This is a genomic window from Nostoc sp. KVJ20 (assembly GCF_001712795.1).
Classification (GTDB): Bacteria; Cyanobacteriota; Cyanobacteriia; order Cyanobacteriales; family Nostocaceae; genus Nostoc.
Genome location: NZ_KV757722.1, coordinates 1 through 12,364 on the forward strand (window position 1 = coordinate 1; position 12,364 = coordinate 12,364).

Annotated in this window: 9 protein-coding genes; 3 read left to right on the forward strand and 6 right to left on the reverse strand. The window is 42.6% G+C overall.

The window, feature by feature from the left end:
• Positions 1-427: 427 nt before the first annotated feature.
• A complete protein-coding gene (locus tag A4S05_RS31910; protein WP_084227339.1) occupies positions 428-1,195 on the reverse strand; it encodes a circadian clock KaiB family protein in 768 nt (255 codons plus the stop codon).
• Positions 1,196-1,569: 374 nt separating this feature from the next.
• Here A4S05_RS31910 and A4S05_RS31915 point away from each other — a divergent pair, with 374 nt between their 5' ends.
• Positions 1,570-2,160 (forward strand): peptidoglycan-binding protein, encoded by a 591-nt coding sequence (locus A4S05_RS31915; protein WP_069073785.1) that lies wholly within the window; start codon positions 1,570-1,572, stop codon positions 2,158-2,160.
• 202 nt (positions 2,161-2,362) lie between these two features.
• Here A4S05_RS31915 and wecB read toward each other — a convergent pair whose 3' ends face one another.
• Positions 2,363-3,493, reverse strand: a complete 1,131-nt coding sequence (gene wecB, locus A4S05_RS31920; protein ID WP_069073786.1) for a non-hydrolyzing UDP-N-acetylglucosamine 2-epimerase — start codon at positions 3,491-3,493, stop codon at positions 2,363-2,365.
• A gap of 539 nt (positions 3,494-4,032) precedes the next feature.
• The gene (locus tag A4S05_RS31925) at positions 4,033-4,404 is read right to left on the reverse strand and encodes a hypothetical protein (protein ID WP_069073787.1); all 372 of its coding nucleotides are present in this window, start codon (positions 4,402-4,404) and stop codon (positions 4,033-4,035) included.
• Between the two features lie 729 nt (positions 4,405-5,133).
• Here A4S05_RS31925 and A4S05_RS31930 point away from each other — a divergent pair.
• Positions 5,134-6,402, forward strand: coding sequence for a type IV pilus twitching motility protein PilT (locus tag A4S05_RS31930; RefSeq protein ID WP_069073788.1), 1,269 nt, complete (start codon positions 5,134-5,136; stop codon positions 6,400-6,402).
• Between the two features lie 56 nt (positions 6,403-6,458).
• Here A4S05_RS31930 and A4S05_RS31935 read toward each other — a convergent pair whose 3' ends face one another.
• The 3 genes from A4S05_RS31935 to A4S05_RS31945 form a co-directional block, all read right to left on the reverse strand.
• The gene (locus A4S05_RS31935; protein WP_069073789.1) at positions 6,459-7,478 is read right to left on the reverse strand and encodes a zinc-dependent alcohol dehydrogenase family protein; all 1,020 of its coding nucleotides are present in this window, start codon (positions 7,476-7,478) and stop codon (positions 6,459-6,461) included.
• 145 nt (positions 7,479-7,623) lie between these two features.
• Positions 7,624-8,565: a GNAT family N-acetyltransferase gene (locus A4S05_RS31940; protein WP_069073790.1), complete on the reverse strand. Its 942-nt coding sequence runs from the start codon at positions 8,563-8,565 to the stop codon at positions 7,624-7,626.
• 245 nt (positions 8,566-8,810) lie between these two features.
• Complete coding sequence (locus A4S05_RS31945; protein ID WP_069073791.1) at positions 8,811-9,833, reverse strand: tetratricopeptide repeat protein; 1,023 nt, start codon at positions 9,831-9,833, stop codon at positions 8,811-8,813.
• A 535-nt stretch (positions 9,834-10,368) separates the two neighbouring features.
• Between A4S05_RS31945 and A4S05_RS31950 the strand changes: the two genes are divergently transcribed.
• Positions 10,369-12,249, forward strand: coding sequence for an ABC transporter ATP-binding protein (locus tag A4S05_RS31950; protein ID WP_069073792.1), 1,881 nt, complete (start codon positions 10,369-10,371; stop codon positions 12,247-12,249).
• Positions 12,250-12,364 lie beyond the last annotated feature (115 nt).

Genomic DNA, 12,364 nt, shown 5'->3' on the forward strand with positions numbered 1-12,364 from the left:
TTTTATACCCCTATGTCATCTTTCTTGGTATGTAACTAGCAACTTGAGTTAATAGGGATTTTAGTTAATTGCGATCGCAGGCGTCTGAAAGGCGTGTGTTATTTAATTTTCAAGGTTCAATAGCGCGAATGCAGAAATCATAACATGGGGAGTGGCAATTGTGCCAACTGTAAATAGCTGAAAGTCAGTCTACATAAGGTGCGCGGATGGTTTCAAGATGCTGAAAGCCTCAAATCCTTTGATATACGGCAATCTAGCCATTTTTGTAGTCACCCCTTCACCAACACCTACCCATTCGCGCACTTCGCAAAAAACTAGTACAGCACGGCGTAAATAAACCAATCATTCCAAATCAACGAAACCCTTATGCTGTATTCATTTCCAATTTTTAATTTTTAATTCCGCCTTGCGGTACTAGCCTGATGATTTAAAAATTTTCCTTAGCAGCTAACATCTGTAAAATCTTTTCTACATGATCCAACTCTCCAACGATTCGGCGAATTGGGTGAGGCCAAACTTTGACAAGGGTAGGAGTTGCAGAAACCTGATTGAGTTCTGCTTGTTCTGGATGACTTAAAACATCAATTACCTTCAGAGTATAAGGATGTCCGAGCGATCGCTCTAACAATTCGTGTAAATTTTGCAGAATGCGTTCAGTAGTGCTGCTGTGTCCAGCAACAAACAAGCGGAGAACATAGCCTTGTGTAATTGCTTCTTTTTTTTGTACTATAACTGGCTGGTGGTATTTTGGCACAGGTTCAGAAAGGTCTAGACGGACAATTAAATCGTGATCCTCCCAAAGCTGCGAAAATGAGGAACGATAAGTTGTTAACACCATGCGATCGCACAATCCATCCTGCCAAGGAGCTGGTTGCCAGACTAACTCTCCAGTGCCAAAAATGGCATTCAGCAAAGTTTGATGTCTAATTACAGCCGGATAAGCTTCAGCAAAAGTTCGCACTTGTTGAGTACGCGGATCTAACCAATTGTCAATAGTCGCAGTATAACAAGGCACTAAAAAGTGCGGAGGTTCTGGTAAATCTAGGATTTCCTGCAAAGCCGAACACAAATGCAAATGCCATCGACCTTGTTTGCTAGGGTCGATGCAGTAAATTAAATCTCCTCCAGGTGTAAATAGCGCAATGCCTTTAAACAACCGGGGTGTAGATAGTTTATTTGTCGTCAAGTTATTCACAGAGGCTAAGGAGCTAAAAGTAAAAAATTCTCTCTTTTACCTTTACCTTAGCTATAACTGCAACCAGGATCAGCTAGAAAATTGGAAACCCATTAAAACAATTCGCAATATCCCCCGCTCACAATCCCCACAGAGATGGGTACATTGAAGGTGGGGACTTCCGCGATACGTTAAACCCCATCAGTACGTTGGTGTAGTCTGTCGTAGACATCGCATTTTCTCAGAAATCTTTTGACTAATTTTATTTTTTCTTAATTTCGCTACCAGTAAAAACCTTTTGAAAGGTGGTGATATAAAATATACTAAGAATAAATACAGAGAACGGTTAAGTGATTCTCTGCAAATACTCATCTTTGCATATAAAGGAGCGCATTATGGAATATCTTGCTTATTCTCAGATGTTTATTGCTCAAGAAGAGGCATCTGGTAACACTAAATATCATCTCCCTAAACCTCAATTAAATTGGAAAAAACTACTTAAATCTTCGGCTTGGTTAGCTTTAGCTGGTGTTGGTGTATTACTTGCTGCTGTTGCTCAAATTCAAATGAGTTCGGCTGCTTATGTAAAAACTAACGGTAGTTGTTTACGTATCCGTACAGGCCCAAGTACCAACTATTCCTATGTAGATTGTGTACCAAATGGCACTACACTTCCAGCTATTGAAAGGTATGAAAACGGTTTTGCTAGGCTTTCTACGGGTAGATACGTTTTTTCCCGATGGGTTGGTGATAGACCTAGCAATCCTCCTGTAACTAGACCTGGTGGCGTTGGCGGTTCGGTGATTCTTACCCCTGGTTCTAGAGGTCAGCTTGTTAGAGACGTTCAAACAGCTTTAGGTAATCTTAGAGTTGATGGAATTTACGGTCAACAAACTGTTAGCCGAGTCCGCAGCTTTCAGCAAAGTAAAGGTCTACTTGTAGATGGTGTTGTGGGCCCCGAAACTCGATCCGCTTTGGGTGTTTAGCCAGAAGCCGCCCTGCGATTGGTCTTAAACTCTCTTGTTCTAAGCACTTAGTTTAGCGCCGTAGGGGAAGCAGAGGGTGATTTTCTGCTCGAACTGCCCTCTGCAACAACTGCCTTTCTTGGTAAAAATAAAAAACCGGGATAAAAGCCGATTTTATACACCCTGAAAAACAGAAATTTTGCATTTTGTTCACTCTAAGTTTCTAAGTTGATGTTTCTGATGAAATACCCAAGTAATTTTGCACAATCTGCAAAATTCGCTCTGCTGCATGACCATCTCCAAAAGGATTGATTGCATTTGCCATTGCTTCATAAGCATCTGGATTGCTGAGTAACTCCGCTGTAGCCGCAAAAATGTCCTCACTTTTAGTACCTACAAGTTTGGCTGTACCAGCTGCAACCGCCTCTGGTCTTTCAGTTGTATCTCTTAAAACCAGTACTGGTTTTCCCAAACTGGGGGCTTCTTCTTGCAAGCCACCAGAGTCAGTGAGCAGAAGATGCGATCGCTCAATTGCTCCTACCAATTCGCCATAATCTAGAGGTTCTGTCAAGAAAATTCGGGGATGATTCCCTAAAAGTTCCTGCAACGGTACTCGCACTGTCGGATTGCGGTGCAATGGTAGCAGCAAAGCTGTATCAGGAAACTTGTCTAAAATTTGTAAAAAGCTCTGAGCGATCGCTTGTAAAGGTTCTCCCCAATTTTCCCGACGATGAACTGTTGCTAACAGAACTCGATATGATTCCCAATCTAAGCCTGGGACATTGCAAACTACTTGAGTTGCAGCGACACTTAACAACGCATCAATTACCGTGTTACCCGTCATGTGAATTTCACCCAAAACACCAGAACGATGCAAATTTTCCACAGCCCAAGGAGTCGGCGCAAAATGCAACTGAGTAATTTGAGAAATCAACCGCCGATTAGCTTCTTCTGGGTAAGGATTGAATATATCATCAGTTCTTAGTCCTGCTTCTACATGACCAACAGGAATTTTTTGATAAAAAGCTGCCAAAGCTGCGGCAAAAGCCGTGGTAGTGTCTCCCTGCACGATTACTAAATCTGGCTTTTCCACCTTGAATAACGCTTCTAACCCTTGTAAACTGCGGCAGGTAATATCATTTAAAGATTGCTGAACCTGCATAATTTCCAAGTTATAATCTGACTTGATATTAAACAGTTGCATAACTTGCTCAACCATCTCTCGATGCTGTCCAGTTAGAATTACTTGCAACTCAAAACCTGAAGATTTCTGGAAAACTTGAATGACTGGAGCTAGTTTAATGGCTTCCGGGCGAGTACCTAAGATAATGCAAACGCGTTTTTGATTAGTCATTAGTCATTAATCATCTGTAATTTGCCAATGGTTATAGTCAATGGTCTGTGATCAATAGTCAATAGTTGGCGGTCGATCATCACATAAACCATAAATATAAATGGATAAATCACACAAAATTTGAAGAAGAATTCAGAATTCAGGAGTCAGAATGAATCAGTGGGGGATTCAGACCCGCCACTGATAGCGCCGGCGGCAAGCGAGTCCGCGATAGATAGCGTAGCGGTAGAGAGGAACGAGCGTTGCGTCTTGAAGACGACTATGCAGATTTAGTGGGGGTCTTAAACCCCTGGATTCATTCACTCTTTCGTTCAAAATTCATTCTGTTAGCGGATAGCTAAGGTTTAGCCCATTCTGGCGTCCTGACTCCTGAATTCTTTTTCGATAAAAAAACCCGGCTTAACCGGGCAGACGCACTGTTTGTCGAATTCAACTGTAATGACTACTTAATCTCACAAATTCAATATTATGTCTAAATATCATGAAAAAACCCGGCTTAACCGGGCAGACGCACTGTTTATCGAATTCAACTGTAATGACTACTTAATCTCACAAGTTAGAGGGCAAGCAGCGTAAACAGTAGTCTGCATTTCGTCTGCCTCTCCATGCAGCCAGCTTAACCATTTAACTTCACTAGGATGAACTCCCTTAACAGTTAGCACACCCGCAGCCAATACAACTGCCATGACATTAAACATTATTAGAGCGCCTGCTACAAGCAAAACCGCACTAACAGGCATCACAGATTGCAAGATAATCGACAACAGACATCCGACCGTAGCCATCAAGACAACTAGTGGAAAACCCACAACCAACAAGCATACTGCTAATGTAAAAGTCCATATTAAAAAGCTTTTAATCATCAACAAGGAGTAGGTCTTTCCTAGATTAGAGCTTTGAGCAGAAACCATGACTTTTCCTCCTAAAATACAGGGCATATTTTAATTTCAGTCTTATCTCACTTTTCGCGAGTAAACTGAATTGTTTCAGTGAAATTCAGTATATAAAAACTAATTGGGAAAATGAGCATTAGTTTACTAAAGTTTACAGTTAATTTTTTGTAATTATGGATATGAAGTCAAGTTTCTATCTATTAAAAAAACTTCTTTTCTGCATCTATCTTCAGGCATATAACCTAAAAAGTATGAGCTTTTAACCTTGATCCCCAGGACATTACTCCTATTCAACTTAACATTTCTTATAAAAATTAGTAATGGTTCTCATAATTCATGGATGGGCTGAATAAATGATCTGCTAGTATTTGTGCTGTTAATTGCTGGTAATTCCTATCCATACCTGGGATAAATTTCTCATCTAAGGACTTAGAATATTTACCCTACACTTGGCTGTACTAAAAAATACTTAAATATCTATGTGTATTTGCCAGGGTGTTTTGAGTCCTTACGTGTGTTAAACCAGGTTAGATAGGTTAAATAATTTATCTAAATCTTCTGAATAGTGAAATCTCAGAAAAAAAAGATACCAGTTGAGGTGGATGAAATGCATTAATCGTCGTTCTAGACTTTCAATCGCCTCCCATCGCCGCTAGTGCTGACAGACAGGCATTCTCCAAAAGTCATCGAAGCAAGTGACTTGACTTTTCATTAATTCAACTTTTTAACTGCCAAATGTGAAGATATATGACAGAATCACAGTCTCCATTAAATTCTAACTCTGCTGCCGGACGTAACGTGCCACCAATGCCGCCGCCACCCCCAACGCCAACCTTTAGTACACAGCGGCAGATGACACAAACATTAGATATGTCAACCATTCCTCCCGTTGCAGGTCATCGTCCGGGTAGTCCACCGCCAATACCGACTTCAGCCCGTCCTCAAAACACCGTTCCACAACTCACTTTAGCGAAGTTAATCAGAGAAGCTTACGATCAGGGATATTCTGACTTGCACTTGGGTGTAGGTGAAGTACCCCGCTTCCGCAGCCGAGGAGAAATTCAATCAACGGATTATCCTGAAACAGATAAAGAAGCTTTTATGAATTGGTTGCGGGAGGTGATGAGTGAGGGGGAAATTCAGCGCTTTGAAGAACATTTAGAATTTGACGGAGCAACTCAATACGACTTTGCTCGTGTGCGGATTAATGTTTTTGGCTCCCTCAAAGGGGCTGCAATGGTGTTGCGGTTGATTCCACTGAAAATTTTAACAATGGAACAGTTGAATTTACCGCCAGTTTTTCGGGATATTTGTCATCACCACAAAGGTTTAATTTTGGTGACTGGGCCCACTGGTTCTGGTAAATCCACCACAATGGCAGCGATGGTTGACTACATCAATAAGGAGATGGCCAAGCATATTATCACCATTGAAGACCCGATAGAATTTGTCCATCAAAGCCGCAAGTCTTTAGTCAAACAGCGAGAAGTGGGAATGCATACCCGCAAATTTGACAACGCTTTGAAAGCAGCTTTGCGGGAAGACCCAGATTTGATTCTGGTGGGGGAAATGCGGGATAAAGAAACAGTTAACACCGCCCTAAAAGCCGCTCAGACAGGTCACTTAGTCATGGGAACCCTGCACACTAATAGCGCTGTTAAAACCATTGAGCGGATTCTCAATCTCTACTCTGGTGACGAACAGGATGCAATGCGGGTGGCAGTTTCGGAGTCTTTAGTGGCAGTAATTGCTCAAGGTTTGTGTCGCACAACTGACGGTAAGCGGGCTGCTTTCCACGATGTGCTGATCAACACTGAGGCGATTAAAGAATGGATCAAAGATGGTAAGTATGATGAAATTGGCGAGTTGATGAAACAAGCTAGTTTTGACGGCATGATTACGATGAATCAGTCGTTGCTCAATCTCTATCAAGATGGTCGCATTACTGAAGAAACTGCTTTAGAAATGTCGCCAACTCCTAACGAAATGGCGCAGTTTCTCCGAGGTCGGGTTTAAGATTGGGCATTGGAGATTAGGGATTGTCTCGTTCTCAGTCATAAGCTGGGAACGAGTTAGTTATGAATTAGGCTGATCACGACTTTACCGAAGTGAGCCGCACTTTTGAGGTAATGATAAGCCTCTCGTGCTTCAGCGAAGGGGAAAACTCGATCAATAATCGGTTTGATTTGATGCTGTTGCATCACCTGATTCATCGCCTCAAACATTTCCCGGCTGCCAACATAAATTCCCTGAACGGTTAAACTTTTAAAAAGTATTGGCATGGGGTCAATCTCACTTCCTCTGCCTGACAATACGCCAATCAAGCTAATACGTCCTCCGATGCGGACTGCTTGTAGCGATTTTGGCAGAGTACCTGCACCGCCTACCTCAACTACATGATCTACACCTGTGCGATTAGTCAATTGGTAAACTTGCTTTTCCCAATCTGGTGTTGTTTTGTAGTTAATTATCTCATCAGCACCAAGCTGTTTGGCTCGTGCCAATTTTTCATCACTGCTGGAAGTAATAATTGTTCTAGCACCGTGTATCTTGGCAAACTGGAGAGCAAAAATTGAAACTCCTCCAGTACCGAGTAATAAAATACTATCACCCGCACGAATATTGCCTTTTGTCACTAGTCCATGCCAAGCTGTAACTGCTGCACAGGGCAAAGTTGCACCTTCAATGTAGGATAAATAGTCTGGTAATATCACCAAACCATCTTGGTGTAATACGACATACTCAGCTAGCATTCCATCGATACCGCCTCCGAGATCAGATTTCATTTTCTCTTTGGTTAAAGAGCCATAAATCCAGTCTTGGAAGAAAGTACCCGCTACGCGATCGCCTATTTTGACCCGTGTCACATCTTCCCCCACCGCCACAACTTCTCCCGCACCATCAGATACAGGAATTAAGGGATATTTCTGTCCAGCACCGTAAGCTCCTTCAATCACAAGTAAATCGCGGTAATTTAAGGATATTGCTTTGACTTGAATGAGAACTTGTCCAGCTGCGAGTTTTGGTTCAGGGCGATCGACTAATGCAAGGGCATCAATCCCGGCGTTGCTTTGAATTTCGTAAGCTTTCATAGAATTTATTTGTCAATAGCTCAAACAGCAAGGAGTCCCCTAACATATATGTATTCGCATTGGCAGCGCCAGGAATTGCACTTCTGCACCTCTGCCTCCTGCCTTCTGCCTCCTGCCTTCTGCCTTCTGCCTCCTGCCTCCTAGGCTATCGCCAATCATCCAGGGCAAAAACATCTGGGCGATTGAATCCCGGTTCATTCGGTCTATGCATTGCAACTCCGATGATTTCACTGCGAAAACCACGAGCCAGCATCCTGCGGTAAGCTTCGTCTCGACTCGTATTGACCCCAGCCATTAAACGTGACATTTTTTGAGCCGCAGTCAATGCTTCACACAAATCCAATAACTGCTCGAAACGTTGCCCTGCATTGTTGCCAGAATATACTGCCCCAAATCGGACAAAGCAAGTATTACTACCTGCCTCAGTACCCGCCCCATAGTGACAAACTGCAAATCCTGCCAAGCTTGTATCATCCCATAACAACACCGTATCACCCAGTCCTTGAGCTTGAACTGTGAGAATTTCCCGTGATAAATCTAGTCCTTCATAAATAGAATTAGTGAGTTGATCAATTGCTTTCAGACTTTGGATACGTTCATCCTCACTCATCTGTGAGTATCTAGTTCCTTGAGGTATTGGCTGTAATTGTTGTACTTGCTTTGCCAAAATCGCAGTGAGAAAACGCAGACGGAAGCCAAATTTTTGATATAGTACGTGATGCTTAGGACTTTGAGCAAAAGTAAACAGTCCTGTCATTGGAGTATTCCACTGGTCAAAGCAAGTTGTGGCAGCTTCAACCAGACGTTGACCGACTCCTTGGTTCCAAAAGTCAGGATGAACGCTTAATGGCCCAAAGTAGCCAAAGCTTCCCCAATTCACCACCAAGTTAGACCCGATTAATTTTCCGTCTACCTCAGCAGCAAATGCCGCATTCGGATCAGTTTTCCAGCGATGGTGGATGTAAGCAGCATCCCCATAAAACTCGGTTGGTTCAGGTAGTCCTAACAAAGTGCCAAAGGCTAGCCGAAAAATATGGTCAGCAGCAGCTAACTCATTCTCTTGGAGTAATCGGATAGAAACGTTCATCTCTTTGTTATGTTGAGAGCGCTAGGTTCTATCCTATTACTTAGAGTTATGCCAAGTTACAAACTTTTTAGGACGCGGGGACACGTAGGTTAACTTGAAGTTAAAAGGGCAGTTTTTAACCCAATACGGTTCAGTTAAGGGCTAATTGTACAAAATTTTGGGTTTTCGAGACGCGATAAATCGCCGTCAAGACAAGTGTTTTGGTCTTATCTGAACTGTATTGGTTTTTAACCGCCCTTGTAAAACTACAGAGAATCTATGAACTGCTGTACTTTTTCCAGGAGTGGCTGATGTTCAATTTGCTCTGCTAACTCCTGGGCATTTTGGTAGCACGATCGCGCCAACTTTTTGCGTTTGGTTGTGGCGTAAAGGGTTCCCATATTCAGTAAGGTTGAAATTTCTCCAAGAGAATCGCCCAGCTGTTGATAAATTGTCATGGCTTGTTTGTAGAACTTCATGGCTTGCCGGTGCTGTGCCAGGGAACTGTAGGTAAAACCAATGTTGTGGAGGGTTGTTGCAACACCTGCGCGATCGCTAATTGCCTGACGTGTCAAAAGAACTTGATAGTAAAGCAACAGCGCTTGTTTGGGTTTTCCTAAATCATGATAGACAGAAGCAATGTTGTTTAAGGTGGTTGCTTCTGTGAGCAAATTCTTGACAGCTCGTTGAATTGGAAGTGCTGCTTCAAAAAATTCTAACGCTTGCTCAAACTTGCCTAAAACATTGTAAGCAAACCCAATCCCATTTAGGGTTGTTGCCTCACCAGAAAAGTCACCTAACAATCGCCGCATCCTCAAAATTTGATGTTGTAGCAACAGCGCCCGTTTCGGTTCTCCCAACCGCGTATAAATTAGCGCCACATCATTGAGAGTAGAAATTTCTCCTTGAGTATCTTGCAATCGTCTAAAAATTGGTAGTGCTTTGTCAAAATATTCCAACGCTTGCGAAAAGCGTCCAAGACGGCTGTAGGTAGAACCCAAATTACTAAGTGCAGTTGCTTGTGCTGGCGCGTTGCCAATTTCATTAGCAACCGAAAGCGCCTGATGAAAGCGCTCTAATGCTCTTTGAGGTTGCCAGCAAGTGAGGTGGGCTAAACCAAGGTCGTTTAATGTATAACCTTCTCTGGCTCGGTCTGGAATTGCTCTAGCCAAGTGTAAATTCTTAGTAGCCAGGTCAAGATACTCTTGAAATTTCCCCCGCTGATAGTAGCGGTTTGCTTCATCACGACGTTGTTCCCACTCTTTGACTTGATTTAAAGGTTGCGTCATCTGACCTCAGTTGCACTCTGCGATAAATAGGCAGGACATCTTTTAGGAATGAACCTCTCTTAGGTTTCCCAAATTTTAACCTTTATCTTCTATCTTTAGATATAAGACGTAAATAGAGAAGTATGGTATTATTCCATACTTACAAAAGTATATATGAAGCAATTAATACAAATAATCTAGTAAAGAGAATCATCGAAACAGAATTCAGGAGTCAGGAGTCAGAATTCAGGAGTCAGGAGTCAGAATTCAGAATTCAGAATGAATTTTGTACTAGTGGCGGATAGCGTAGCTGTAGCGAGTCCCCCTTGGCGATAGCGCCTACGGCAAGCGAGTCCGCCTTCGCGTAGCGTCTCATAGAGAGCGTCTTGACTCTGACTCCTGAATTCAGAATTCTGAATTCTGAATTCTTCTTCAACTAAAGGGTCTTAGTAGCAATCTTGCGGTTTCTATCTCAGGCATGGTATCAGGGTAGGAAGACAAACACTACTTTAAACAAGGGTGTTTTTTTCCAAACATTAAATATAATGCTCTTACTATGAGCATCTACCAATCTCTCAAAAAATCTTATACCCAAGACCGACGGCGTGAGAATGACTGGCGGTTGTTTTTGCGTTTAGTGCCCTATGCCCGTCGTAGCGGACGACTGTTGACGCTATCAATGTGCTTACTCGTACCGATCGCACTAGCTAATGCCATACAACCGCTGTTGATTGGCCAAGTAATCTCTCTGATTCGCAATGAACCTAGCACTTACGAATTTCTCAGGAATCGCCCCTTATCTCAAGGGCTAAATATCCTGGAGGGATTATTGGTAATTGCGATCGCAATCCGATTGATTTTGACGGGCTACCAAGGTTACATAGTACAGAAGCTAGGACAACAAATCACCGCAGCAATTCGCCAAGACTTATTCCAGCACGTCACGTCTCTAGCAGTGCGGTTTTTTGACCGCACGCCCGTAGGTAAATTAATCACCAGAATCACCAGCGATGTGGAAGTGTTAGGCGATGTCTTTTCGACTGGGGCAATTGGCATTGTATCCAATTTGTTTTCCATGCTGGTGATTTTGGGTTTAATGTTTTCCATTCAATGGCAACTTACCTGCTTGCTGCTAGTGATGTTATTACCAGTTACCTGGGTCATTGTTTACATTCAGCAACAGTACCGCAAAGCCAATTACAAAGGGCGGGAAGAACTGTCTATATTGAATTCACAGTTACAAGAAAATGTGGTTGGCATTAATGTAGTACAGTTGTTCCGCAGGGAAAAATTTAATGCCGAATTGTTTCGTACCACAAACAGCCGCTACACTCAGCAAATGGATCAAACCATCTTTTATGATTCATTTATTTCAGCAACCTTAGAGTGGATTGGACTGATTGCGATCGCAGGTGTTTTGTGCATGGGTGGTTGGTTACTTTTAGGAAAAAGCTTGACTTTTGGAACTTTATCTGCATTTATCTTGTATGCCCAGCGATTATTTGACCCTTTAAGGGATTTTGCGGAAAAATTTACAGTAATTCAAGCTGGTTTCACTGCCATTGAACGGGTAGGCGATATATTAGATGAACCGATAGAAATCCGCGATCGCGCCAATGTCCGGTTCTCAATATTTGATGCGAAATTTGGCTACATAGACGAGATCCTGGCAAATCTAGAATCCCCAGACCTTACTTCCCCGCCAGAACTGGGAGAAATTCGCTTCGATCACGTCTGGTTTGCTTACAAAAATGATGATTACGTAATTAAAGACTTAGATTTCACCATTAATCCTGGTGAAAGAGTGGCATTAGTCGGCCCTACAGGTGCGGGTAAAACTTCCATTATCCGGCTGTTGTGCCGCCTCTATGAACCCACCCAAGGACGCATTCTCATAGATGGCGTGGATATTCGGGAAGTGCCACAGGCAGAACTGCGGCGCTACATGGCAGTAATTTTACAAGAAGGATTTTTGTTTGCTGGCGATGTTAAAAGCAACATTTCTTTAGGAGATGGCTATACTATTGAACAGATTCAACAAGCAGCAGAAGAAACCAACATTGCCCAGTTTATAGAAGAACTACCCGAAGGCTATGATACTCAACTTCGAGAACGGGGGACAAATATTTCTAGTGGTCAAAAGCAACTTTTAGCCTTCGCGCGGGCTGCCATTCGCAGTCCCCAAATTTTGGTACTAGATGAAGCTACCGCTAGCTTGGATGTTGGCACAGAAGCTTTAGTTCAAGAGGCATTAAACCAGCTTTTACTCAGACGCACCGCCATTATTATCGCTCACCGCTTGTCTACAATTCGCAATGTAGACCGGATTTTTGTTCTCAAGCGTGGCGAATTAATCGAACAGGGAAGCCATGATCAATTATTGCGAGAAGGAGGGCTTTATGCCACTTTGCATAACTTGCAGATGTTGGGAACTTAAGATATTTTCAAAAAAAAATGAATAGCACTAAGGAACTTCCAAATAAAAAATACTCAACAAATTCTTGTGGGGCGGGCAAGATGTCTACCCCACAAGATTGGATAATTTATTTGTT

Excerpts from the sequence above, each read along its gene's own strand:
- A4S05_RS31930 (WP_069073788.1), top strand. The coding sequence starts at position 5,134 with ATGACAGAATCACAGTCTCCATTAAATTCTAACTCTGCTGCCGGACGT.
- A4S05_RS31925 (WP_069073787.1), bottom strand. The coding sequence starts at position 4,404 with ATGGTTTCTGCTCAAAGCTCTAATCTAGGAAAGACCTACTCCTTGTTG.
- A4S05_RS31940 (WP_069073790.1), bottom strand. The coding sequence starts at position 8,565 with ATGAACGTTTCTATCCGATTACTCCAAGAGAATGAGTTAGCTGCTGCT.
- A4S05_RS31945 (WP_069073791.1), bottom strand. The coding sequence starts at position 9,833 with ATGACGCAACCTTTAAATCAAGTCAAAGAGTGGGAACAACGTCGTGAT.
- wecB (WP_069073786.1), bottom strand. The coding sequence starts at position 3,493 with ATGACTAATCAAAAACGCGTTTGCATTATCTTAGGTACTCGCCCGGAA.
- A4S05_RS31950 (WP_069073792.1), top strand. The coding sequence starts at position 10,369 with ATGAGCATCTACCAATCTCTCAAAAAATCTTATACCCAAGACCGACGG.
- A4S05_RS31935 (WP_069073789.1), bottom strand. The coding sequence starts at position 7,478 with ATGAAAGCTTACGAAATTCAAAGCAACGCCGGGATTGATGCCCTTGCA.
- A4S05_RS31915 (WP_069073785.1), top strand. The coding sequence starts at position 1,570 with ATGGAATATCTTGCTTATTCTCAGATGTTTATTGCTCAAGAAGAGGCA.